Origin of the sequence: Actinophytocola sp. (genome assembly GCF_050699935.1) — a bacterium.
GTDB lineage: Bacteria > Actinomycetota > Actinomycetes > Mycobacteriales > Pseudonocardiaceae > Actinophytocola.
On the sequence record NZ_JBOHGB010000004.1, the window covers coordinates 107,273 to 129,847 of the forward strand.

Below are 22,575 nucleotides of genomic sequence, written 5' to 3' on the forward strand. Positions count from 1 at the left end.
GAGGACGTGAGCGTGAGGGTCCCGCAAGAAGCGGTCCTGCCGGCGCAACTGCGCGAGGGAGCGCCTCGGCACAAGCGAACGGCGGTCGTACTCGGGCACGCCGCGCTTCTCCTTGTCGTACTGATCGTCTGGCAATGTGTCGGCCTCGTGAGCGGCGGGCTGGTGCCAACCGTGTTTCCCACGTTCGACGCGCTCGCCGCGGAGTTCGCGGATGACACCTTGCTGGACCCACTCTGGAGCACGTTCAGAGCGGTGCTGGTGGGCTTCCTCGTCGGCGCGGCGGTCGCACTGCCCGCAGGCGTCCTCGTCGGGCGGTCACCCTACCTGCGCAAGGCCTTCGATCCGTTGATCTCGGCCGTGTTCAGCATCCCGCGGATCCTGATTTATCCGGCGATGCTGGCACTGTTCGGTATTGGCGTGCCATCGAAGCTGGCGTTGGCCGCGATCTCGGGTTTCTTCCCCATTCTGATCACGACGATCGCGGCGGTCGGCAACATCCGGCCGATCCTGACCCATGTCGCACGCACTCTGGGCTGTACTCGGCTGCAAACGGTCTTCAAGGTCTACCTGCCGTCTACTGCGGCATCCATCGTTGCCGCGCTCCGGCTCGGGTTCAGCGTCTCATTCGTGACGGTCGTGTCCGCGGAGATGTTCGTCGCCGACACCGGGCTCGGACAGGAGCTGCTGAACGCCTACGGACTGCAGCAGACCGAGCGCATGTTCGCGCTCATGATGCTCGCTCTGATCATCGCCATGGGTGTCAGCATGCTGCTCTGGAGACTCGAGCGCTGGATCACGTCGGCGACGAGCTGAGCCGCGAGGACAGGACGGAACTGTGTCAGTTTACGTGATCGTGGACGTTCAGGTCGACGACCCGCAGGAATACAAGACGTACGTCCCCCGTTCCACAGCGCTGGTCGAGGCGCACGGCGGCCGCTTCCTGGCGCGGGGTGGCCATGCCGAGAGACTCGAAGGTGACTGGCAGCCCGGCCGGGTCGTACTAATCGAGTTCCCCGACCTCAGCGCGGCACGAGCCTGGTACGACTCCCCCGAGTACCAGGAGGTCGTACAGATCAGGCACCGGGCGTCCACCAGCCGCGGCGTGATCGTCCAGGGCGCCGACGACCAGGGCCAATCGTGACCCGCGAGCGGCCAAGGACCGCCCGATGGACCTAGGGATCACCGGCCGGATCGCCGCCGTCCCGGCCGCGTCGGCCGGCCTCGGCCTGGCCGTGGCGACGGCGTTGGCCGCGGAAGGCGTTCGAGTGGCCATGTGCGGGCGCGGCGAGGCGCGCCTCAACGGAGCGGCGCAGCGGCTGGGCGCGGTGCCACTCATAGCCGACGTATCCACCGTCGAGGGCGCCGAGCGGTTTCTCGACATGGTCGACGACAAGGTCGGGCCGCCCGACATCCTCGTGTTGAACGGCGGAGGCCCGCCTCCGGGCGACGCCGTGGCCGCTCCGCTGGAGTCGTACGCCGACGCGTTGCAGGGCACGGCGTTGCCGGCCATCGCGATGTGTCGAGCTGCTGTGCCCGGCATGGCGGACCGCCACTGGGGTCGGGTTCTGGCGATCAGCTCCATCACCGTCAAGCAGCCGATACCCGAGCTGGTCCCGTCGACGACGGCGCGCGCGGCGTTGACGGGCTATCTCAAGAGCACCGCGACCGCGTACGCCGCTCATGGCGTGACGGTGAACTCACTGCAAGCCGGACTGCATTCGACCGACCGGCTCGTCCAGGTCTACGGCGAGCACCTAGAAATGGAGAGCAGGGCGATCCCGGCACAGACCCTGGGCAGGCCGGCGGACTTCGGGGCCGTCGCGGCTTTCCTGTGCTCCGAGCACGCCCGGTTCATCACCGGCGCATCCATACCGGTGGATGGCGGAAGCAATCGCGGCCTCATGTAACCACACGGCAAAGTCACGTTGCCTCGAGTGCGGCTTGGACGATTCGCTCGGCGACCTGGGCGGAGTCGTCCTCCGGCTGGACGCTGGCGAGCAGCTTGTCCAGCAGGCGAGCAAGCTGGTGACGCTCCGTCGCGCTCAACCCTCCGTAGAATTCATTCATCATCTGCCAATGGCCGGGCAGGAACCTTGCCATCAGCCGGTCACCACGAGGGGTCGTGACGACGAGGTACGAACGGCGGTCGTTGGGACTGACCTGCTTGGCGATTAGCTTTCTGGCCACCATCTGGTCCACGACCGAAGTGAGGTTTGGAGGACGCACCGATAAGTAGGCCGCGAGAGTCCGCATCGTCAATGGCTCGTCCGAACGGTGCAGCACGGCAAGCACGTTGAACTGCGTCGGGCTGAGCTGTAACGGCTCGAGATCCATGCTGGTTGCCCTGGTCAACATGCCGGTGACGCGGTGCAGCAGCAACGTCAGCGACAGCGGAACCACGTCGAACTCATCGCCATGCTCTGCTTGAGCGCGCTGCAGATGCTGGTCGAGCAACTGGTTGGCCGACCGGAACCCTCGCTGCTTGCCCTGTGCCGTCAATGTGTGCCGCCCGGTCCGAGGTGTCGGATTCATTCGGGTAATCGTAAGGCGACAGGTCCGGCAACCAGGTAGGTACTCCGAAGTTGATTCGCGTATCGCCCACGCGCCGCTGACGCCGCCCCACAGTGGCCTCGGCAACCCGGTCGCTCGATGCACATGCTCTCCGTCCGATCGAAACCCGGCGCGCTACCAAGATCACCTCGCCAGCACATTGTGTAGGCCAGGCGTAGCACCCGGGCGATTTCGGGGATGCCGTCGGCGGTCATCAAGGTCGTGGATGTGCCGGAGGACGTAGGTCAGGCGGAGCGCGGTGGACTCGTGGAGCCATCGGCCCACTCCGCGAGCTTCGGGAGGAGACCAGCCTTGACGGAAGCCGGTTGCATCTCGAACAGCCGCCATTCGGGTGATCACCGCCGCACTGTCACCCTGCGACAGTCCACGCCGGATATGGAACGGTGCCCATTTCGTCGCGGCGGTGTTCTCCGCGGCGCGGAACGTGTACCTGCCCGGCCGAGCACCGCGTCGCCGTAGTTGCCGGGGCCGAAGCAGTCGACACCGGCATCGAGGTTCAACGACCGCGCCACCGGCCAGCGCCGCTCGAGCCCAAGCACTCATACCCGGATCTGCGGGCGCGTGCGCCAGAGGACGCGCTATCGACTACGCGGCGCTCATCGACAACCCGGTCATGCGGTGCTCCGCGCTCGTGGGCTCGGTCGATGATCCAGCGGCGGCCGGCGCTGACCAACGTCTCGACGGTGTGCCGAGGCGCACCAACGTCCCAACGTGAGGGCTGGACTCACCCGTAATACCGTATTACGGTATTACGGGTGTGGGGTGAAAGGCGCGAGGATGCGAACTGAGCTGTCCGAACCGGTTCCGGTGTGCGGGGCGCTGTTCGGAGACGAGTGGTTCGCCGGTCTCGTCGCCCGGACCGCGTCGGATGGCCCGTTCGCGGTGGCCGCGCGGCAGTGCGACTGTGTGCTCGGGCTGTTCGTCGACACGACCGAGCACTGGGTCCGGCTGCACGCCGGCGGCATGGAGCGGCACCCCGTCGAACCACTCGGCCATGGGTGGCGCTTCGGTTTCATGGCTCCGCTGGCCACGTGGCGACAGGTCTGTCAACCTGTTCCGCCGCCGCTGCACGCGGACCTGTTCTCGCTCGTGCTTCGGGTACCCGAGTTCCTGCTGTTGGGCGATCGGCTGGCACTCATGCAGAACGCGGCCGCGGTCCAGCGCTGGCTCACGCTCTTCCGGTCGGTGGCACCATGACCCGCCGCGAGATCGTCGGTCGTTACGTGGACCTGCCGACGGCTCACGGCATCGCCACCGTCTACTACGAGACCGTCGGGAGTGGCCGGCCGATTCTGTTCCTGCACACCGCGGGAGCCGACGGCCGTCAGTGGCATCCGGTGATGCGGCACCCGCTTCTGGCCAGGTATCAGCTCGTCACGTTCGATCTGCCGGCGCATGGCCGGTCCATGCCAGCCGGTGAGTGGTGGTGTCGTGAGCATGTTCTCACCACGATGGACTACCGCGACACCGTGCTGGATTTCATGGCTGCCGTGGGCCTACGTCGGCCTGTGGTCGTCGGGTGCTCCATGGGTGCCTGCCTCGCCTTGCTGCTGGCCCGCACTCGGTCGACATCCGTTCGGGGCGCCGTCGCATTCGGAGCGCCGACCCGGTCGCCGGGTCGGCGCAACCCGTTCCTTCATCATCCACAGTGTGACGGATCGACGGTGGTCGCGACCTATGTGCTCGGGCTGAACGCACCGCGGACGCCCGAAGCACGTAGGCGGTACACCAGCTGGATCTATGCTCAGTCCGCTCCGGGCGTCTACGACGGCGACCTGCGTTTCTACAGCGACGAGTGGGATGCTCGCCGCGTCGCGCGCGAGTCGGAGGACGCCGGGTGTCCGGTCCACCTGCACACCGGTGAGTACGACTACTCCTGCCTACCGTCCGATTTGGATGAGGCCGTGGCGCTGTTCGCCCCTGTCACCTCCGGAGTCATCAGTGGCGTCGGGCACTTTCCCATGGTGGAGAGCCCGGACACCGTCGCCGGCATCGTCGCTGACGCCGCCGAGCACGACTTCGCCATGCGAACCCACCTCCACCACTCAGCAGAGAGGCCTGTGCCGTGAGCGCTGACCACACTCGGGGCAACGTCGAGATACTCGATCCGCGGGCGAGCAACTTCGGTGAGCGGACTCAGTCCAGCCACCTCGCCGCGCGACCGGACAGCCTTGAGGGCAAGACACTCGGGCTGCTCTGGAACGGCAAGCCGAACGGCGATGTCGCCCTCAAGCATGCGGCCGCCAGGATCGCGGCCGACTTCCCGGACCTCACCGTGAACCTGTACACGGGAGCGATGCCGTCCGACCGGTCACTGCTGGAGCAAGCCGCCACAGAGGCCGATGCCGTCATCGCGCTCACCGCCGATTGAGGCGCTTGCACATCGTGGCTGGCCCACGATTGCGTTCAGTTGGAGCGCATGAAGTGCCCGGCGATTCTCGTCGCATCCGACGGCTTCGAGGACGACATAGACGCCACCGCGGCCGCGTTCGCGTTGCCTGGACTCCAGTACGTCGTGGTTGAACGCCCCTACACGAACCTCACCGCCGAGCAGTCGCGGGCGCAGACCGACCCGGTGATCGACGAGTTGATCACCCTGCTCACCACGCAACCCCGCGAGGCGGGCACCGAGCCCGGAGAACGGCAGCGAATGTCCACACTGGATATTTCCGTCGTGGACGGCGAGTCATGGCACGAAGCCGTCGACGAGTTCCTGCTCGAGCGGGACTGCACCGACGGCTACCCCGTACGGCCACCCACGCGGGACCGGGTCGACGGGCTGCTCGACGCCATCGATGCGGACCCAGACGAGGTGATCTGCCTGCTGCCGCCCGGCAACGGCGAGGCCACGCTGGCTCGCGTGGTCGTCAACTGCGCAATGGCGGGCTGCCGTCCCGCCGAGGTGCCCATCGTCACCGCGGCACTCCGCGCCATCGCCAACCACCACCGCACCACCACCAGGGTCGCGCTCATGTCCACCAGTGCGCACGCCCCGCTGGTTCTGGTGAACGGGCCGATCGCCGCTCGGGCGGGGGTCAACGGCGGCCGTGGTTGTCTCGGGCCGGGCAAGCAGAACGCGGCGAACATCCGCATCAGCAGGGCGATCGGGCTGTGCCTGCGCAACCTGGGCAAGTGGCGGCACGGCGTCATGGACCTCGACTCGATCGGTACGCCGAGGAAGAACATCGTGGTGCTGGCGGAGAACGAGGCGGAGAGCCCGTGGGAACCGCACCACGTCCGCCAGGGTTTCGACCCGACGGACAGTGTGGTCACCGTCTTCTTCACCGGCGGGGAATGGGACCTCAGCATTCAGGGACACACCGATTCCCAGCAGCTGGCGAAGGCGATTGCCTCGCACTGCACCGGCAACTGGAGCGTCGGCTATCTCGACACCGTCTTCGGTGGGTTGACCGAGGAGGAGAAGAGGTCGCCGCTCGGTCGATTGCTGCTGCTGTGCCCTGACCACGCCAGACCGCTCGCCGACGATGGCTTCGGCAAGCTGTCGCTGGAGACCTTCCTCTGGCACAACACGCATGAGTCGGTCAGCCGCATGATCGAGCCGCTGCGCAAGGTGTACTCGGACGGGAACATCAAGGCCGAGTATCGGTGGCTGTTCGGCCTCACCCCGGAACAAGCCGACCGGATGACTCTGCCGGTCATCGAGTATCGGGAGAACTACACCGTCCTGGTCGCCGGAGCCTTCCGGGCGAAGGACATGTTCATGCCGACCCGATCACAGCCGCGCAGCGAACCAGTTCGTGAGCGGGTGAGGGTTGTCGACGAGAGCTGACGATCAAATGGAGGAGGACGACGTAATGGCCGACACTCGCGAGGCGGCGGTGGCTGTTCTCGAGCAACTGCAGAAGATGGTGGACCGCGACGGGGGACAGCTCACGCTCCGGGAGGTGGACGACACCCGGTCGCGGGTGGTCGTGGAGTACCGGTTGGTCGAGAATCCCGACTGCGCCACCTGCACGATCTCCACGGACATGATCGCGTCTTTTCTCGCGGAGTCGCTGACCGCCCGCGGCGTCACGTCGCCGGATGTCGAGGTCGTCAATCCGGAATGAACCAGCCCAGAGACGACACTTCGCCGACCGACACTTCACGAGCACGTGCTGGCCTGAGGATCAGGCGAGAAGTGCTCGGTGACGCCTACGTCGACCGCGCGACGAATACCCAGCACAGTTGGTCGGAGGCCCTGCAGTCGTTCGTGAACGAGTTCTGCTGGGGCTTCGTCTGGACCAGGGACGGCCTGCCCAGACAGACACGGTCCTTGGTCAATGTCGCGATGCTCACGGCACTCAACCGGCCAGAGGAACTGAAGCTCCACGTTCACGGCGCGATTCGCAACGGTTGCACGGAAGCGGAGCTCGTCGAAGTAGTAATGCAGGTCGCCGTCTACGCCGGACTACCCGCGGCGCTGGACGCGTTCCGTACTCTTGCCGCCGTTCTCGCCGAGAACGAGAACGGTCAACAATCCTGAGAACACGTGGCTGTACATCTACGTTTCGTAAGGTTGATCTCATGACTATGAGAGTTGTCCCCGTAGGGGCCCCGGTCCGCCAGGAGACCGCGGCAAGGCTCCGCGACGCCATCCGGTCACGCCAGTTCCTGCCCGGGGAACGATTGCTCGAGAAGCAGCTCTGTGAGCTGACCGGGGTAAGCCGTACATCCGTGCGGGAGGCCCTGCGACAACTCGAGTCCGAAGGTCTCGTGGAAATCGTCCCCAACCGAGGGCCGATCGTCGCGACGGTGTCACAGACTCAGGCGATATCGATCTACCAGGTGCGCGAGGTTCTCGAGTCTCTGGCCGGAATGCTCTGCGCGCGGCGAGCCACCGCGAGCGAGGTGTCGGAGCTGAGCGCGTCCGTCGACGCGGTCGAAGAAGCCGTCCGGGCCGGGGACATGTCCCTAGTGCTCCACGAGAAGGACGTGTTCTACGACCTACTCTTCCGGTTCTCTGGAAACGAGACCGCCGCCAAGCTGCTGGCTACCCTGCACGCACGAATTTCGCTATTACGCGCGGCGACCCTGGCCGAGCCGGGGCGGCCCACCCACACCGTGTCCGAACTACGCGCAATCATCCGCGCGATCAGCGAAGGCGACGCGGAGAAAGCTCGTGACGTCTGCGCACAGCACGTGCGCAACGCGGCTGCCGTCGCTATTCGCTCACTCGCCGGCCCTTCGCCGTCATGAGGGAGTCACATCATGCACCGAGTCACCACCGTTCGGCCCCATAGAAAATCCTGGACCGGCGTCTCCTCATTCGTTGCCGCACTGTCGGTCGCGGTCCTGGTCGCGTCGTGCGGAAGCAGTGCCACAGGCGGAGACTCCGACGACGAGGCGATCAACTGGTACGTCTCGATCCCCGTCGCGGGTGCCCAACCGGTCGCCGATGCGTTCACCAAGGAAACCGGCATTCCGGTGACCGTGCAACGCCTCGGCACATTCGAGCTCTGGCAGCGGTTCCAGACCGAGAACGCTGCCGGGCGCAATGTCGCCGATGTTCTGAGCATCGCATCGTGGGACCTGCTGCAACAAGCGAAGCAGGACAAGCTCATCGCGCCGTTCATACCGGACCCGGTCGAGTTGGGCGACGAATACGGGTCGACATATGTCGACCCGGACGGCTACGCGTTCGTCACCCGTGTCCTGGTGATCTCGATCTCTTACAACACGAAGCTCGTTCCGGAGGACAAGGTGCCGAACGAGTGGGACGACCTCCTCGATCCGTATTGGCGGGGAAAGGTCGCGGCGCTGGACCCACGGGAAGACGCCGCCGGATATGACGCGTACTGGCAGATGGCGAACGACCCGGCGATCGACATGGGATTCTTCGAACGGCTTCGTGATCAGCAGCCGGTGCTCTCCGGTGACTCTGGCGCGATCTTGAACGGGTTGGTCAGCGGCGAGTACCACGCCGCGATCACGTTCGACCACACGACCTGGGAACAGGTCTCGAAGGGCGCTCCGCTCGCCGTCACCTACCCAACTTCCGGACTGGGCAACTCGCTGGACTACAACACACTCGTGGCCAAGGCCCCCCACCCGGACGCGGCCAAGCGCTTCCTCCGGTACCTGTCGGGCTCCGACGCGGCGAACACCTTGTCCGAGGCGCTGTTCGTCTACAGCCCGCGGCCCGATGTCACGCCCCTTCCCGAGGAACGCCCGCGGCTCACCGACGTCAACCTCCTACAGCGGGATCCGGAAGCACAGGCGAAGGACTTCGACTCGTTCAACGACACCTTCGACAGCGCCATGGGGAGGTAGCCGATCAGACGACCGGAGTGATTCCATGACTCAATCAGTGGCAGGCACACCTCGCTTCCGGATCCTGGGCGCGGTCAGGAACTACAGCGTCGCACGGGTAGTGGTGCTCGTCGCCCTGCTCGGTCTGGTGGCAGTACTGATACTCGGGCCGATGCTGCTGCTGTTGTACGGCAGCTTCCGAACCAACTCTCCGGGGCTGCCGGCGAGCTTCACACTGTCCCGCTACGTCGGCCTGTTCGACGCAGACTTCGCGCAGCTCGCCCTGAACACCCTGATCATCGCGACCGGAAGCACCGCGCTGTCGCTGTTCATCGGTCTCGGCCTCGGGATCATCATCGTCCGAACCAATGTGCCAGGAGCGCGGCTGCTGAACACGGCGGTGACGGTCCCCGCCTTCATCGCCCCGTTCATCGGAGCCATCGCATGGATCCTCCTTCTGTCACCGTCGATCGGCTACGTCAACGCGGGCCTGAACGTGCTGGGCATCGGCCCGCTCAACGTCTATACGATGCCTGGAATCATCTGGGTGATGGGCCTGTACTTCGCGCCCGTCGCGTATCTGTACATCCGGCCGGCCTTGCTGGCGTTCGACTCCGGCCTGGACGAGGCGGCACGCGTCTTCGGCGCCACGAGGTTCAGCAGTCTCGTTCGGATCGCGTTGCCGTTGATTCTCCCGGCTATCCTCTCGTCGGTCCTCGTGGTCTTCGTCAACGCCGCCGGCCAGTTCGGCATACCGGGCGTCCTGGGCAATCCGGGGAACATCGAGGTCATCGCCACCAGGCTCGTGCGACTGACCACCGTATTCCCGGCAGACGTGAACACGGCCGCGGTGCTCGGCATCGTGCTCACGGTCATCACCGTGGGCGGGCTCGCCATCAACCGACGGGTGATCCGCAAACGCGAATACGCCTCCATCGGAACACGGGGATCGAGCGGAACCCGAACGGACCTCGGCAGGCTCCGCTACCCGGCGATCATCGTCTGCTGGGGTTACGTCGCCGTATCGGTGGTGCTGCCACTCGGCGCCATGCTCATCGGCTCACTCCAACCATTCGTGTCGCCCGATTTCTCGTCGGGCTGGACGTTGAACAACTACGCCGACCTCGCGACACCGAGAGCGGCGAACGCCATTCTCAACAGCACGGTGCTCGCTGTCGGCGCCGCGGTGACGGGGGCGGTACTCGCCGCGGCGATCGCGGTTTTCCTCATCCGTACGAGGTTCCGGATGAACGCGGCACTCGACTACGTCGCGTCGCTCCCACTGGCAGTGCCATCGAGCGTCTTCGGGTTGGCCCTGCTGTGGATGTGGATCTCGATACCGGCGGGCGTGTACGGAACGAAGATCGTTCTCTTCGCCGCTTACGTGGCACTGTTCCTGCCCTATGCGATCCGTGTCACGGTCACCGCCATGCAGCAGATCGACGTGTCGGTCGAACACGCCGGGAGAGTGTTCGGCGCATCGTGGCTCGGTGTGATTCGCAAGATTCTCGTTCCCCTACTGATTCCCGGGCTCCTGTCCGGCGGGACGATCATCCTCTATCACTCCATCCGTGAGCTCGCGGCGTCGCTGTTGCTCTACACGCCGTCGAGCGAAGTGATGTCGGTACTCATCTGGGAGAGCTACGAGGTCGGCGACTTCGTTCACGTATTCGCACTCGGCGTGGTCAACGTGGTGCTGGTGTTCGCACTTGTCGCGGTGGCGACAAGGCTCACCGGCGGCACGGAGCGACGGTGACCGCGGCCATCGGACCAAACAAACGAGGAGCCGACGGTGAAAATGTTCGCGAACGGCGCGACGCGTTCCCGCGTCAGCACACCGGAAGGCGTGCCGGACCGCCCACACGGTACGGACGTGGTCGCGTTGACCATCAGCGGTCTGCGCAAGACCTACGACAACGGCAAGCTCGCCATCGACGACCTTTCTCTCGAGGTGGAGCAGGGCGAGGTGCTGTCGCTGCTCGGTCCAAGCGGCTGCGGCAAGACCACGACCCTGAAGTGCATCGCCGGGCTCGAGCGAGCGGACGCGGGTCGAATCGTCCTGGAGTCGCGGGACGTGTTCTCCGCCGGCCAAGGCAGGGACGTCATGGTGCCGCCGGAACGCCGCGACCTCGCGATGGTGTTCCAGCAGTACGCGCTGTGGCCACACATGAACGTCACCGAGAACGTCATCTTTGGGCTGCGGATGCGCAAGGTCGCCAAGGGCAAGGCCATCGAGCTGGCCGAGAACGCCCTGCGACGGGTACGGCTGTGGAACGAGCGTGACCGCCGCATCTCCCAGCTCAGCGGTGGTCAACAGCAACGCGTGGCGTTGGCGCGGGCGATCGCCGGCAATCCCAAGATCATCCTGTTCGACGAGCCGCTGAGCAACCTCGATGCGCGACTACGCCAAGACATGCGGCTGGAACTGCTGGAGCTGCGCGAGGCACTGGGATTCACCGCCGTGTACGTGACCCACGACCAGGAGGAGGCGTTCAGCATCTCCTCCCGGATCGTCATCATGAACGAGGGAAAGATCGTCCAGTTCGGCACCCCCTCTCACGTCTGGAACGAGCCGGCGTCACCGTTCGTGGCGGAGTTCATCGGATCGACCAACCGAGTGCATGGACAGGTCACCGAACACGATCACGCCGACGACCGCGCCTTCACCGTGCGAACCGAAGGCGGCCAGGTCCTGGCGGTCACCGGCGATCATCGGCCCGATCCCGGCGCGCCGGTCCAGCTGTACTTCAAGGTCGGTTCGGTCCGGATCACCACGGACCGTCCGGGCACCGCACCAAACGTATGGCACGGAGAGGTCACGCTGGAGAGCTTCCAGGGCGAGTCCGTGCTCGTGAAGGTCGCCTGTGGAGCGTCGACCGTCGTCAGTCGCCAGAACGGATGGCCCATCGGCGGCAAGCGGACCGTGTATGTCCACATACCGCCGGACGAGATCAAGTGCTACCGGCTCGACGACTGAACCACTGCCCCGACTGGAAGCGAACGGACGGTCACATGGTGCGCGATTGCTCGCACGTCGTCACGACATCGATGATGCAGATCCCACACTTCCCACCGACCAAGGTGCACCAGTTCGCCACCATCTCGGACGGTCACCCTCTGAACGTCACCTCCGTAGCCTTGACCACGCATTCCGGTACTCACATGGACGCACCCAGCCATGCGATAGAAGGCGGACGCACGATCCAGGACATCGACCTGGACGAATGCCACGGATCCGCGCTTGTGATACCGGTTCGCGCAAAGCCGAGCACGATGATTCACCTGACCGACCTGCGGCTCGGTGCCCACACCGTCCGCGAGGGGGACATCCTCCTGCTGGCCACCGGCTGGTCGCGGCACTACGGACAACCGGCGTACTACGACAATCCGCACCTTTCCGCCGAGGTCGCGGACTGGGTCTTGGCGCGCGGTGCCAAACTGCTCGGGGTCGACTTCCTCACCGTCGACCGGCCAATGGCGCTGCGCGGCGACGACTTCGACTTCCCCATCCACCACACGCTGCTCGGCGCCGACCTACCACTGATCGAGAACCTCACCAACCTCCCCCGGGAAAGGCCCGTCCGGATGAACTGCACGGCATTCCCGCTCACCATCGAGGCCGCCGACGGCGCGCCGGTCAGGGTGGTCCTCCACGGCGGGTAACCGCCTCGCCAAGCCCCGTCCGGCTGCTCCGCGTTGGCTCGACTGATGATTCGCCACCGTGCTCCGGCGGTCCAAGCCAGACGACGCGGCCGTGAGCGGGGCTCTCGCTCGGATCCTTGATCGAGCGTCGGGCCGGCAGCCAGTGCCGCGTCCGGCTCGCCACGAAGCGCGGATGGCACCCGAGCCCAGTCGTGGTCGCGTGGGCCTGCGCACCCGCGTCGGCTGGCACGGGTAGGACACGCTCAGCCCGCCCGCCGTCGCGGTGAGCAGTCGGGCCGCCGGACCGATGTGACCTGGACACAAACGGAAGCTTGCTGCGGAACGTGGCGCCCCGAGCCCGCTCCGTCGGCGACGACGGCCGCTAGTCGCTACATGTCGTAACGATCCTGCCGTATCCAGCTGTGCGCACCGACGTGCGCTTACACTGAACTCTGCTAGGGCGTCCTGGATGAGCTGTTACCGTGTGTCACTGTCGACGGTTCGTGCTGATGATCGCCTTTCTGCTCGTTGCGCTGGCTCCGGGCACCGCGTGGGCGCAAGGCGACGAGGTACCGCGCGGCCCGAGGCTCGCGGACCGGGCGCTGCAGGCGTTCGTGGACGGCATCCAGTTCGGCGCGATCATCGCGATCACCGCGGTCGGCCTCTCGCTGGTCTTCGGCACCACTCACCTGATCAACTTCGCGCACGGCGAACTGGTGACGATCGGCGCGGTGGTCGCCTTCTTCCTCAACGTGACCGACCGTGGACCCGGCTGGCACATCATCCCGGCCGCGCTCATCGCGGTCGCGTTCGGCGCGCTGTTCGGCGGGGTTCTGGAGCGCGGCATGTGGCGACCGTTGCGGAGCCGGGGCACCGGTCTGATCAGCCTGTTCATCGTCACCATCGGGTTGTCGCTGCTGCTGCGGCACATCGTGCTGGTGCTGTTCGGCACGCGGCCCGCGTCCTACCGGGAGTACGACATCCAGCGCGCGATCGACCTCGGGCCGGTCGGGATCACCCCCCGTGACCTGACGGTCGTCGCGCTGTCCGTGCTGGTGCTCGTCGGGGTCGCCCTGATGCTGCAGCGGACGCGGATCGGCACGGCCGTCCGGGCAGTGTCCAGCAACCGCGATCTGGCCGAGGCGTCCGGAATCGACGTGCAGCGGGTGATCCTCGTCGTGTGGATGCTCGGCGGCGGGCTGGCGGCACTCGGCGGGGTCTTCTTCGGGCTCACCGAGATCATCACTTGGGACATGGGCTTCCGGCTGCTGCTGCTCATGTTCGCCGGGATCATCCTCGGCGGCCTCGGCTCGGCCTACGGCGCCATGGCCGGCAGCTTCGTCATCGGCGTCGTCGCCCAGATGTCCAGCCTGTGGTTCCCGATCGACCTGCAGAACGCGTGGGCGCTGCTGGCACTCATCGTCGTCCTGCTGGTCCGCCCGCAGGGCATTCTCGGGCGCCCGGGACGCGTCGGCTAAGGAGTGTCCACAGTGGATTGGGAGGTCATCGTCGCCGACGCGCTGCGGTCCGGCATCGGACCGGTCGCCGCGGCGTACGCGCTGGCCGCCGTCGGGCTGAACCTCCACTTCGGATACACCGGCTTGCTCAACTTCGGCCAGGTCGCGTTCATGTTGGTGGGCGCGTACGGGGTCGCGGCGTCGGTGTCGACCTTCGAGCTGCCGCTGTGGGCCGGGGTGCTCATCGGGCTGGCGTCCGCGGTGGTGCTGGCCCTGCTGCTCGGCCTGCCGACACTGCGACTGCGTGCGGAGTACCTCGCCATCGCGACCATCGCGGCCGGCGAGATCCTGCGGCTGTTCTACCGGTCGAGCTGGGCCGAACCGGTCACTGGCGGGGTGTTCGGCCTGCAGCGGTTCGCGAACGACTTCTACACCGTCAACCCGATCCCGCGGGACTCCTACGGCGTGTGGCTGGTGCGCTTCGACGCGCGCACGTTGTGGGTGCTGGTCTTCACCTGGGGCCTGGTCGTCCTCGTCTCGGCGATCGTCGCGCTGCTGGTGCACAGCCCGTGGGGCAGGGTGATCCGGTCCATCCGCGAGGACGAGGACGTGGCGCGCAGCCTCGGCAAGAGCGTCTACGCCTACAAGCTGCAGAGCCTCGTGCTCGGCGGCGCCGTCGGGGCGATGGCCGGCATGATGTTGGCGATCCAGAACCAGTCGGTGAGCGCGGACAGCTTCGACCCCGTCGTGACGTTCTTCCTGTACACGCTGCTGATGCTTGGCGGGGCCAGCCGGGTCCTCGGACCCATCGTCGGCTCGATCCTGTTCTGGGCGGTCCTGTCCTTCTTCGACAGTGCCCTGCGGCAGGCGATCAGCGCCAGGGTCGTCTCGGCGGACGTGATCAGCGCGCCGGAGGTCGGCGCCGTGCGGTTCGCCCTGGTCGGGCTCGGCCTCATGCTGCTCATGATCTTCCGGCCGCAGGGCATCCTCGGCAGCAGGAGGGAGATGCTGCTCGATGTCCGTTGACCTCGCCGATGTCGAGTGCACGCCGGGCACGTCCAAGCCGGACCCGATGCTGGTGCTCGACGGCGTCACGCGCGCCTTCGGCGGCCTGGCCGCCGTGCGGGTCGACCACCTGGAGGTGCAGCGCGGCGCCATCACGTCGATCATCGGGCCGAACGGGGCCGGCAAGACCACCCTGTTCAACGTCATCAGCGGGTTCGACCGCGCCGACGGCGGGCACTGGACGTTCGACGGGCGACCGCTCACCGGGTACGCGGCCCACCGGGTAGCCGGCCGGGGCCTGGTCCGCACGTTCCAGCTCGCCAAGGCACTGGCCAAGCTGTCCGTGCTGGAGAACCTGAAGCTCGCGGCCACCGGCCAGCGCGGCGAGCGGATGCTGCTGTCCCTGCTGCCCCCGGTGTGGCGCCGGCAGGAGAAGGACATCGAGCGGCGGGCCGAGGAACTGCTCGAGCGGTTCGGGCTGGCGCACATGCGCGACGAGTACGCGGGCACCCTCTCCGGCGGGCAGCGCAAGCTGCTGGAGCTGGCCCGTGCGCTGATGGTGCGGCCGAGGATGGTGCTGCTCGACGAGCCGATGGCGGGGGTCAACCCGGCCCTGACGCAGTCGCTGCTCGAGCACATCACCAGCCTGCGTGACGAGGGCATGACGGTGTGCTTCGTCGAGCACGACATGGACGTGGTGATGGGCATCAGTGACTGGGTGATCTGCATGGCGGAGGGCGCCATCGTGGCCGAGGGCCCGCCGCGGACGATCGCCCGCGACCCCGACGTGATCGACGCCTACCTCGGCCGGCACCACGACGACCCGGAAGCGAGGACGTAACCATGGCTGATCAGCTGATGGTCGCCGACGACCTGGTGGCCGGTTACCTCCCCGGCGTGGACGTGCTGCGCGGCTGCGGTCTCGTGCTGGGGTCCGGCGAGCTGGTCGGCGTGATCGGCCCGAACGGCGCGGGCAAGTCCACGTTGGTGAAGGCCATGTTCGGGCTGCTGCGGGTGCGCCGGGGCGCGGTGCTGCTGGCGGGCGAGGACGTCACCAACCGGCCGGCGCACGAGCTCGTCTCGCGCGGGGTCGGCTACGTGCCGCAGCTGCAGAACGTCTTCCCGACGCTGACCGTCGAGGAGAACCTGCGGATGGGCACCTACCTGCGGCCGCGGGCGTTCGCCGCGCGGTCGGCGGTCGTCGAGGAGCTGTTCCCGGTGCTCGCCGAGCGCCGGCGCCAGAAGGCGGGCTCGATGTCCGGTGGTGAGCGGCAGATGCTGGCCATGGGGCGTGCGCTGATGATGGAGCCGCGGCTGCTGCTGCTCGACGAGCCGTCCGCGGGGCTCTCCCCCACGCACCAGGACCAGGTGTTCGAGCGGGTCAAGCAGATCAACGCGGCGGGCGTCGCCATCCTGATGGTGGAGCAGAACGCCCGCCGGTGCCTGCAGATCTGCGATCGCGGCTACGTGTTGGACCAGGGCACCAACGCGTACACCGGCACCGGCGGGCAACTGCTCCACGACGAGAAGGTGATCGAGCTCTACCTCGGCACCCTCGCCCGCGCGCGCTGACCCGATTCGTCCACTGTGTCGTTCACTGTGTCGTCAACTGTGGACATCAGCCCTCGCCGACGCTCTCCTCGGTGCGCAACGTCTCGAGCTTGCCCTGCTCGTTGTAGGCATAGACCTCGATGGTGGCCCGCCCCGGCTCACCGACGTCGACGAAGTCCAGCGGCCCGCTCACGCCGTCGTAGTCGATGTCGGCGCCGTCCTCGAGCAACCGCTTGCAGTCCTCGAAGGACGTGCACTTCTCGCCGTCCTTGGTGACGCCGACGATCTCCGGTGCGAATACGGCCGGGTCGTCCGACCGGGCCTGCTCCGCGGCGAGCGCGATGATCGTCACGCAGTCGTAGGCCTGCGGGGCGTACTGCAGCTCGACCAGATCGGGGGCGAACTCCTTGAGCTGGCTGACGTACTCGGCGTTCTCCGCCGACGCGGGCGCGGTGCCCTTCATCCCGGCGATGACTCCGGGGTTGTTCGGCGACACCAGGGAGGCGAGCTCCTCGCTGCGCAGGCCGTCGGCGCCGTAGACGCCGACCTGCTGCGGTCCGACACCCGTCTCGATGAGCCGCTGCATGATCTGCGTGCCCTCCTCGAACGCGATCACGACCACCGCGTCCGGGTTGGCGCCCGTGACCTGCTGCGCGAGCTGGGCGAGGTTCGTCGCCTCGGGGTCGTAGGTCTCCGCGAGGTCCACCGTCGCACCGGCCTCCTCCAGCGCCTGCCGGGTGGACTCCAGGAGACCACGGCCGTAGTCGTCGGCCCGGGCGACGATGGCGACCCGGTCGTGCCCGTCCTCGCGGATCACGTTCGCGAGGATCGGCCCCTGCAACGAGTCGCTCGGCGCCGTACGGAAGTAGAACCCGCCGTCGTCGTAGTCGGTGAACGTGGGCGCGGTGTTCGACGCGGAGCACTGCACCACGCCGGCACCGGTCACCCGGTCGATGAACGCCAGCGACATCCCGGACGCGGCAGCACCGATGATCGCGTCCACCCCGGACGCGAGAACGCGGCCGGCCGACTGGACGGCGACGCCCTCCTGGCCCGCCTCATCGCCGGCCGCCGGCTCGGGGATCGGCTCGCCCAGCACCCCGCCCGCGTCGTTGATGGTCTTGATCGCGAACTTCGTCGACTGGATCTGGGGTGGCCCGAGAAACGCGAGCTGTCCGGTCTCGGGAAGGACGTATCCCAGCTGGAGTACGCCATCGCCCTCACCGACGACCTCGCCGTCGCCACCCCCACCCCCGCCCCCGTTGTCCCCGCACGCGGTCACCACCAGTACGGTCGCACTCAACACGATCACGGACCGCCGAAAAAACGACGTTCGCATGTCCTCCTCCCCTCACCCGAGGATGATGGGCGGCGACGACGGTCCCGGCCGGGCGAAGTACCCGCTCGGCGGAAACACGACATCTTCCGCCCGGCTTGTCCTGTAAGGGTAGGAGCGTCCCGTGGCTCCGAACACCTTCGAGGTGCTATTGAGACCACGGGTTGACCCACACACTCCCTGGGGTCACCGAGAACAGACGTGACGTGACGACCGCCAACGGTGCGTGTACCGGCGACTCCGCTGCGGTCCCGAGCTCGCAGCGCGGAGGACATCTTCGCCGAAGGCACGCCGCGCGACGCGGCTCACGGCGTGTTCGTCTCCGACGGCATCGGGCGGTCGTCGTGCCAGTGTGGCGGGCGGTGCTCGGCGAAGGCGGTCATGCCCTCCCGCGCCTCGTCGCCGGCGAAGAGCTCGGCGGAGAGCACGGTCATCTGGTGGAGCACGGCGCTCACGTCGCGGGTGACCCAGTCCCGGCTCAGCTGCTTGATCACCGCCTGCGCGGCCGGCGCGCCGTGGGTGAACGACCCGAGGACGCCGTCGACGTCGAACCGCTCGGCCGTGTCCACGACGCGTCCGACCAGCCCGAGTGACTCCGCGGTCGCCGCGTCGAAGGCCGCTCCCGTGAGCAGGTGGGGCATCAGCTCCCGGCTCGATGCGGTCGCGAGGGTCACGGCCATCACCAGGGCAGGCGCGACGCCCACTCGCGCCTCGGAGTAGGCGAAGGTCGAGGCCGTCGTGGCGACCACCAGATCGGCGCAGGAGAGGACGCCGAGCCCGCCTCCTCGTACCGCCCCGTCCACGAACACGACCACCGGTTTCGGGTAGCGCCACAGCTCGCGCAGGAGGTCCGCGAGCAGCCGGGAGTGCGACTGGTCCTCGCGTGCCAGCGCACGCCGCTCCTTGAGGTCGACCCCGGAGCAGAACGCCGGGCCCGCGTGCTCGATGACCAGCCCACGACCCGCGCCGCGGGCGCTGTCGCGCACGGCGTTCAGTGCCTCGGTCAGCAGCCGGAGGGACAGCGCGTTCCGGTTCGCGGGCGAGTCGATCACGATCGAGTCGAAGCGCGACCGCGTGCCGGTTCGGATGAGCTCGGTCAAGGCGTCGCCTCGTACGTGAAGAAGCCGGCGCCGGACTTCTTGCCCAGGCGTCCCCGGGCCACGAGGTCCTCGAGCACCGCGGGCGGCCGGTACCGCTCGTCGCCGGACCGGTCGTGCATGCTGCGCAGGTTGTTGAGCCTGGCGTCGAGGCCGACGAGGTCCGCCAGCTCCAGCGGCCCCATCGGATGGCCGTACCCCAACCTCATGGCCTTGTCGATGTCGGCCGCGCTCGCGACCCCTTCCTGCACCATGCGCATCGCCTCGGTGCCGAGCAGGAGACCCAGGCGGCTCGTGACGAAGCCGGGCACGTCGCGCACCACCACCGGGTCCTTGCCGAGCTCGCGGGCCAGCGCGACCGCCTCCGCACGGGTCTGCTCACTCGTGGCGTCACCAACGACGACCTCGACCAGCGGCATGCGGTGTGCCGGGTTGAAGAAGTGCATGCCGACGACCCGCGGGGAGCCGCCACATGCGTCGGCCAGGGCGGTGATGCTCATCGTGGAGGTGTTGCTCACCAGCAGTGCCTCGGCCGGCGCGGTCCTCAGCGACTCGAAGATGTCGAGCTTGAGGTCCGTGATCTCGGGGACCGCCTCGACGACCACCGAGACGTGCCGCACGACCCGGCCGAGCTGTCGTGACACGTCGAGCCGCCCGGTGACCGACCCCGCCTCGGCCGGATGCCGGTCGAACTGCTTCCCGATGTAGGACCGTGCCGCGTCGAGGACGTCACCGTCGATGTCGACGAGGGTCACGTCCCTTCCCGCTCGTAGCGCCGCGATCGCGATGCCTCGGCCCATCGTGCCGGCCCCGACGACGGCGACCGGAGAACCCGGCGCGGTCACGACGCGCTCTCCTCGTCGGTGTGTCCGGCCGCGATCGGCACGGCACCCCGAAGTGCGCGGCGGTCGATCTTCCCGGTGCTGGTCTTGGCGAGGCCCGACAGGTAGTGCACGGTCCGCGGGTAGGCGTGGGCGCCGACCCTGGCCCGGACGCAGGCCTGCAGCCGCGCCGTCAGCTCGGGGCCGGCGTGCGCCCCGGGCGCGAGCGTGACGAAGGCGGTCACGACCTGGCCGCGCTCGGGGTCGGGTAGCCCGATCACGGCGCACTCCTCGACCGCGGGGTTCACCAGCATCGCCGCCTCGATCTCGGCGGGCCCGAGCCGGTAGCCCCCGCTCTTGATGATGTCGTCGGCCCGACCGTGGAAGTAGAGGTTCCCGGCCGTGTCGGCGTGTGCCGAGTCACCGGTGAGCAGCCACCCCCGCCGGACCTTCGCCGCCGTGGCCTCCGGCGCGTTCCAGTAGCGCAGCATGCACACGGGGTCGTCCGCGCGCACGGCGATCTCACCGACGACCCCGGCGGGGACCGGCCGCTGGTCGGGGTCGAGTACGGCGACCGTGTGGCCCGGGTAAGCCCGGCCGAGACAGGTCGGCTCCAGGTCCCCGAGCACGTGCGCGTGCCCGATCAGCGCGTTCGCCTCGGTCTGCCCGAACGCGTTGTTCACGCTGAGCCCCAGCTCGTCGCGCGCCCAGGTGGAGAGCTCGGGCTCGACGGCCTCGGCTCCGGTGATGACGCTGCGAAGGCGAAGCTCGCTCGCCGACACCTCGGTGAGCAGCCCGGACCGTCGCAGCAGCCGCAGGGCGGTGGGCGGGAACAGGCCCACGGACACCCCGTGGGCCTTCATGATCGCCAAGGTGCGGGCGGGGTCGAACCGGCTGTCGCGGTAGGCGACGACGGTCATCCCCCGGGCGAGCGGGACGAGCAGCCCGAGGAGCAGACCGCCGGCCCACGCCCAGTCGACCGGACTGTATGCCACGTCGTCCGGACGCGCGTGGTCCCAGGCCAGGTCGATCGCGTGGTGACCGAGCAGGACCCGGTGGCCGTGCAGGACGCCCTTGGACTTGCCCGTCGTACCCGAGGTGTAGAGGAGGAGCGCCGGGTCGTCCCGCCCGGTGTCCACATGGGACGGCAGCGGCTCCGTGCCGGCCAGCCCGCCCTCGCCCCACCTGTCGTCCGCGGGTCCGGTGTGGACGATCGTCGTCCCCGTGGAGTCCGCCAGGGCTTCGGCCCGGTCGCCGGGCGCACACACCAGCACCGTCGCCCCGCTGTCGGAGAGTCTGTGCAGGATCGCGTCCTCGCCCAGCACGTTCGACACCGGCACCGCGACGGCGCCCAGGTGCAGGGTGCCCAGGATCGCGATCGCCATCTCGGCACTCTGCGGGAGCTTGATCGCGACACGGTCGCCGGGCTCCACTCCTCGCGCCGCGAGCAGGGTGGCGAGCCGACGCGCGAGGTCGTCGAGCTGTCCGAAGGTGAGGGTGCTCGCGTGGTCACCGTCGACGGCGACCAGTGCGCGGTGGTCCGGGTCGGCGTTCAGACAGTCCGCCGCGATGTTGTAGGTCTCGGGCACCACCAGCCGGAAGGCGCGTTCGGCCGCCGCCCAGGTGCGAGCCGTGGGGTCGGCGAGTCCACTGAGGACACTCATCGGTCGCCTCCTGGCGCGAGCCGGTCGATGAAGTCCCGGTCGAACCCGAGCTCCTCGAGCACCTCCGCGGTGTGCTCGCCGAGACCAGGCGGTGGACGGCGCACGGAACCCGGTGTCTCCGAGAGCCGCACCGGCACCCCGGTGACCCGGAGCGGACCCGAGTGGTGGTCGACGTCGACCACCATCCTGTTGTGCAGGACCTGCGGGTCGGCGAAGACCTCGGCGTAGTCGTTGACCGGCCCGACGATCACGTCGTTGTCCCACAAGACATCCAGCGCCTTGTCGCGGGGCAGTGAACCGAGGAACTCGGCGACGATCCCGTCCAGCTCCGCGCGATGCTCGAGCCGTAGCTCGTTGGTCGCGAACCGGTCGTCCTCGGCCAGCTCGGGCCGCCCCATCGCCACGCACAGGTTGCGGAAGAACTTGTCGTTGTAGCAGGCGAGGTGGACATGGCGGCCGTCCGCGCACTCGTAGGCGTTGTACGGCGCGTACCAGTCGATGCCGTTGCCGGTACGCGGCTGCTGGGTACCGAGCAGGAAGTACTGGCCGGTGTAGGGCGCCTGGATGTGCACCAGCCCGTCGATGAGCGACACGTCGACCTGCTGACCGCGGCCGGTCCGCGCACGAGCCACCAGCGCCGCGAGCGCCCCGGTCGTCGCCAGCAGCGAGGCCGTCGCGTCGCCGACGGGCGGACCCGCCTTCGTGGGCTCTCCCCCCGCCGGCCCGGTGACGTTCATGAACCCGCTGAGCGCCTGGGCCACCGGGTCGATGCCCGCCCGGCCGGCGTACGGCCCGTCGGGACCGAACGACGACAGGGACACCGAGATGATCCGCGGGTTGCGTGCGGCCAAGGTCTCGTGGTCCAGCCCGAGCGACGTGCGCGCCTGAGGTCGGAGGTTGTCGACGACGATGTCCGCCCAGTCCACGAGACGCCCGAGCAGCTCCTGGCCCTCCGGCGTGCGGAGGTCGGCGCGGACGCTTCGCTTGTTGCGGTTCACGCCGACGAAGACCCCGCTGTCGCTGCCACGCCGCGGCCCGAACCGGCGCGTCTCGTCTCCCCGCGGGGGCTCGAGCTTGACGACGTCCGCCCCGAGGTCACCGAGCAGGGTGGCACAGTAGGGGCCGGCCATCATGGACGCGACGTCGAGGACCTTGACACCGTCGAGAGCCGTCATCGTC

The 22,575-nt window shown here is 67.9% G+C and carries 23 protein-coding genes; 17 read left to right on the forward strand and 6 right to left on the reverse strand.

Annotated features, from left to right (window positions below; all coding sequences use genetic code 11):
* The first annotated feature begins 6 nt into the window (after positions 1 to 6).
* Genes ACRDTB_RS03115 through ACRDTB_RS03125 form a run of 3 tightly spaced genes read left to right on the forward strand, consistent with a single transcriptional unit; the run spans position 7 to position 1,907 of the window.
* Positions 7 to 813 carry an ABC transporter permease gene (locus ACRDTB_RS03115; protein WP_431428358.1) on the forward strand — a complete coding sequence of 269 codons (807 nt, stop codon included), beginning with the start codon at positions 7 to 9 and terminating at the stop codon, positions 811 to 813.
* 22 nt (positions 814 to 835) lie between these two features.
* Positions 836 to 1,141: a DUF1330 domain-containing protein gene (locus tag ACRDTB_RS03120; RefSeq protein ID WP_431428359.1), complete on the forward strand. Its 306-nt coding sequence runs from the start codon at positions 836 to 838 to the stop codon at positions 1,139 to 1,141.
* A 25-nt stretch (positions 1,142 to 1,166) separates the two neighbouring features.
* Entirely contained in the window at positions 1,167 to 1,907 is a 741-nt protein-coding gene (locus ACRDTB_RS03125) for an SDR family oxidoreductase (protein WP_431428360.1), read from the forward strand.
* 13 nt (positions 1,908 to 1,920) lie between these two features.
* Here the strand turns inward: ACRDTB_RS03125 and ACRDTB_RS03130 are convergent, their stop codons facing one another.
* Positions 1,921 to 2,532: a MarR family winged helix-turn-helix transcriptional regulator gene (locus tag ACRDTB_RS03130; protein WP_431428361.1), complete on the reverse strand. Its 612-nt coding sequence runs from the start codon at positions 2,530 to 2,532 to the stop codon at positions 1,921 to 1,923.
* 816 nt (positions 2,533 to 3,348) lie between these two features.
* Here ACRDTB_RS03130 and ACRDTB_RS03135 point away from each other — a divergent pair.
* From ACRDTB_RS03135 to ACRDTB_RS03200, 14 genes are all read left to right on the forward strand, one after another.
* Positions 3,349 to 3,768 (forward strand): hypothetical protein, encoded by a 420-nt coding sequence (locus ACRDTB_RS03135; RefSeq protein WP_431428362.1) that lies wholly within the window; start codon positions 3,349 to 3,351, stop codon positions 3,766 to 3,768.
* Positions 3,765 to 4,640 carry an alpha/beta fold hydrolase gene (locus ACRDTB_RS03140; RefSeq protein ID WP_431428363.1) on the forward strand — a complete coding sequence of 292 codons (876 nt, stop codon included), beginning with the start codon at positions 3,765 to 3,767 and terminating at the stop codon, positions 4,638 to 4,640. Before ACRDTB_RS03135 ends, ACRDTB_RS03140 begins: the two co-directional genes overlap by 4 nt.
* Entirely contained in the window at positions 4,637 to 6,361 is a 1,725-nt protein-coding gene (locus tag ACRDTB_RS03145) for a UGSC family (seleno)protein (RefSeq protein ID WP_431428364.1), read from the forward strand. Before ACRDTB_RS03140 ends, ACRDTB_RS03145 begins: the two co-directional genes overlap by 4 nt.
* A gap of 25 nt (positions 6,362 to 6,386) precedes the next feature.
* Positions 6,387 to 6,641 (forward strand): hypothetical protein, encoded by a 255-nt coding sequence (locus tag ACRDTB_RS03150; protein WP_431428365.1) that lies wholly within the window; start codon positions 6,387 to 6,389, stop codon positions 6,639 to 6,641.
* Positions 6,642 to 6,712: 71 nt separating this feature from the next.
* Positions 6,713 to 7,057 (forward strand): carboxymuconolactone decarboxylase family protein, encoded by a 345-nt coding sequence (locus tag ACRDTB_RS03155; RefSeq protein WP_431428366.1) that lies wholly within the window; start codon positions 6,713 to 6,715, stop codon positions 7,055 to 7,057.
* Between the two features lie 47 nt (positions 7,058 to 7,104).
* A complete protein-coding gene (locus ACRDTB_RS03160) occupies positions 7,105 to 7,770 on the forward strand; it encodes a GntR family transcriptional regulator (RefSeq protein WP_431428399.1) in 666 nt (221 codons plus the stop codon).
* Between the two features lie 12 nt (positions 7,771 to 7,782).
* The gene (locus tag ACRDTB_RS03165; RefSeq protein ID WP_431428367.1) at positions 7,783 to 8,844 is read left to right on the forward strand and encodes an ABC transporter substrate-binding protein; all 1,062 of its coding nucleotides are present in this window, start codon (positions 7,783 to 7,785) and stop codon (positions 8,842 to 8,844) included.
* Positions 8,845 to 8,947: 103 nt separating this feature from the next.
* Positions 8,948 to 10,579 carry an ABC transporter permease gene (locus ACRDTB_RS03170; protein ID WP_431428368.1) on the forward strand — a complete coding sequence of 544 codons (1,632 nt, stop codon included), beginning with the start codon at positions 8,948 to 8,950 and terminating at the stop codon, positions 10,577 to 10,579.
* Positions 10,580 to 10,621: 42 nt separating this feature from the next.
* Complete coding sequence (locus tag ACRDTB_RS03175; RefSeq protein WP_431428400.1) at positions 10,622 to 11,800, forward strand: ABC transporter ATP-binding protein; 1,179 nt, start codon at positions 10,622 to 10,624, stop codon at positions 11,798 to 11,800.
* Positions 11,801 to 11,835: 35 nt separating this feature from the next.
* A complete protein-coding gene (locus tag ACRDTB_RS03180; protein WP_431428369.1) occupies positions 11,836 to 12,486 on the forward strand; it encodes a cyclase family protein in 651 nt (216 codons plus the stop codon).
* A gap of 488 nt (positions 12,487 to 12,974) precedes the next feature.
* The gene (locus tag ACRDTB_RS03185; protein WP_431428370.1) at positions 12,975 to 13,943 is read left to right on the forward strand and encodes a branched-chain amino acid ABC transporter permease; all 969 of its coding nucleotides are present in this window, start codon (positions 12,975 to 12,977) and stop codon (positions 13,941 to 13,943) included.
* Between the two features lie 12 nt (positions 13,944 to 13,955).
* On the forward strand, positions 13,956 to 14,948 hold the full coding sequence (locus ACRDTB_RS03190) for a branched-chain amino acid ABC transporter permease (RefSeq protein ID WP_431428371.1): 993 nt from the start codon (positions 13,956 to 13,958) through the stop codon (positions 14,946 to 14,948).
* Positions 14,938 to 15,768, forward strand: a complete 831-nt coding sequence (locus tag ACRDTB_RS03195) for an ABC transporter ATP-binding protein (RefSeq protein WP_431428372.1) — start codon at positions 14,938 to 14,940, stop codon at positions 15,766 to 15,768. The genes ACRDTB_RS03190 and ACRDTB_RS03195 overlap by 11 nt, the downstream gene beginning before the upstream one ends.
* Before the next feature lie 2 nt (positions 15,769 to 15,770).
* Positions 15,771 to 16,499, forward strand: a complete 729-nt coding sequence (locus ACRDTB_RS03200) for an ABC transporter ATP-binding protein (RefSeq protein ID WP_431428373.1) — start codon at positions 15,771 to 15,773, stop codon at positions 16,497 to 16,499.
* 46 nt (positions 16,500 to 16,545) lie between these two features.
* Here ACRDTB_RS03200 and ACRDTB_RS03205 read toward each other — a convergent pair whose 3' ends face one another.
* From ACRDTB_RS03205 to ACRDTB_RS03225, 5 genes are all read right to left on the reverse strand, one after another.
* Positions 16,546 to 17,817: an ABC transporter substrate-binding protein gene (locus tag ACRDTB_RS03205; RefSeq protein WP_431428374.1), complete on the reverse strand. Its 1,272-nt coding sequence runs from the start codon at positions 17,815 to 17,817 to the stop codon at positions 16,546 to 16,548.
* Between the two features lie 302 nt (positions 17,818 to 18,119).
* A complete protein-coding gene (locus ACRDTB_RS03210; protein ID WP_431428375.1) occupies positions 18,120 to 18,914 on the reverse strand; it encodes an enoyl-CoA hydratase-related protein in 795 nt (264 codons plus the stop codon).
* A complete protein-coding gene (locus ACRDTB_RS03215) occupies positions 18,911 to 19,756 on the reverse strand; it encodes a 3-hydroxyacyl-CoA dehydrogenase family protein (protein ID WP_431428376.1) in 846 nt (281 codons plus the stop codon). Before ACRDTB_RS03215 ends, ACRDTB_RS03210 begins: the two co-directional genes overlap by 4 nt.
* The gene (locus ACRDTB_RS03220; protein WP_431428377.1) at positions 19,753 to 21,396 is read right to left on the reverse strand and encodes an acyl-CoA synthetase; all 1,644 of its coding nucleotides are present in this window, start codon (positions 21,394 to 21,396) and stop codon (positions 19,753 to 19,755) included. Before ACRDTB_RS03220 ends, ACRDTB_RS03215 begins: the two co-directional genes overlap by 4 nt.
* Positions 21,393 to 22,571, reverse strand: a complete 1,179-nt coding sequence (locus ACRDTB_RS03225; RefSeq protein ID WP_431428378.1) for a CaiB/BaiF CoA transferase family protein — start codon at positions 22,569 to 22,571, stop codon at positions 21,393 to 21,395. Before ACRDTB_RS03225 ends, ACRDTB_RS03220 begins: the two co-directional genes overlap by 4 nt.
* Positions 22,572 to 22,575: the final 4 nt, after the last annotated feature.

What these genes read in the sequence shown, in the direction of transcription:
- ACRDTB_RS03125 (WP_431428360.1), top strand. Translation starts at nt 1,167, where the DNA reads ATGGACCTAGGGATCACCGGCCGGATCGCCGCCGTCCCGGCCGCGTCG.
- ACRDTB_RS03130 (WP_431428361.1), bottom strand. Translation starts at nt 2,532, where the DNA reads ATGAATCCGACACCTCGGACCGGGCGGCACACATTGACGGCACAGGGC.
- ACRDTB_RS03135 (WP_431428362.1), top strand. Translation starts at nt 3,349, where the DNA reads ATGCGAACTGAGCTGTCCGAACCGGTTCCGGTGTGCGGGGCGCTGTTC.
- ACRDTB_RS03140 (WP_431428363.1), top strand. Translation starts at nt 3,765, where the DNA reads ATGACCCGCCGCGAGATCGTCGGTCGTTACGTGGACCTGCCGACGGCT.
- ACRDTB_RS03150 (WP_431428365.1), top strand. Translation starts at nt 6,387, where the DNA reads ATGGCCGACACTCGCGAGGCGGCGGTGGCTGTTCTCGAGCAACTGCAG.
- ACRDTB_RS03160 (WP_431428399.1), top strand. Translation starts at nt 7,105, where the DNA reads ATGAGAGTTGTCCCCGTAGGGGCCCCGGTCCGCCAGGAGACCGCGGCA.
- ACRDTB_RS03165 (WP_431428367.1), top strand. Translation starts at nt 7,783, where the DNA reads ATGCACCGAGTCACCACCGTTCGGCCCCATAGAAAATCCTGGACCGGC.
- ACRDTB_RS03175 (WP_431428400.1), top strand. Translation starts at nt 10,622, where the DNA reads ATGTTCGCGAACGGCGCGACGCGTTCCCGCGTCAGCACACCGGAAGGC.
- ACRDTB_RS03180 (WP_431428369.1), top strand. Translation starts at nt 11,836, where the DNA reads ATGGTGCGCGATTGCTCGCACGTCGTCACGACATCGATGATGCAGATC.
- ACRDTB_RS03185 (WP_431428370.1), top strand. Translation starts at nt 12,975, where the DNA reads ATGATCGCCTTTCTGCTCGTTGCGCTGGCTCCGGGCACCGCGTGGGCG.
- ACRDTB_RS03195 (WP_431428372.1), top strand. Translation starts at nt 14,938, where the DNA reads ATGTCCGTTGACCTCGCCGATGTCGAGTGCACGCCGGGCACGTCCAAG.
- ACRDTB_RS03200 (WP_431428373.1), top strand. Translation starts at nt 15,771, where the DNA reads ATGGCTGATCAGCTGATGGTCGCCGACGACCTGGTGGCCGGTTACCTC.
- ACRDTB_RS03205 (WP_431428374.1), bottom strand. Translation starts at nt 17,817, where the DNA reads ATGCGAACGTCGTTTTTTCGGCGGTCCGTGATCGTGTTGAGTGCGACC.
- ACRDTB_RS03220 (WP_431428377.1), bottom strand. Translation starts at nt 21,396, where the DNA reads ATGAGTGTCCTCAGTGGACTCGCCGACCCCACGGCTCGCACCTGGGCG.
- ACRDTB_RS03225 (WP_431428378.1), bottom strand. Translation starts at nt 22,571, where the DNA reads ATGACGGCTCTCGACGGTGTCAAGGTCCTCGACGTCGCGTCCATGATG.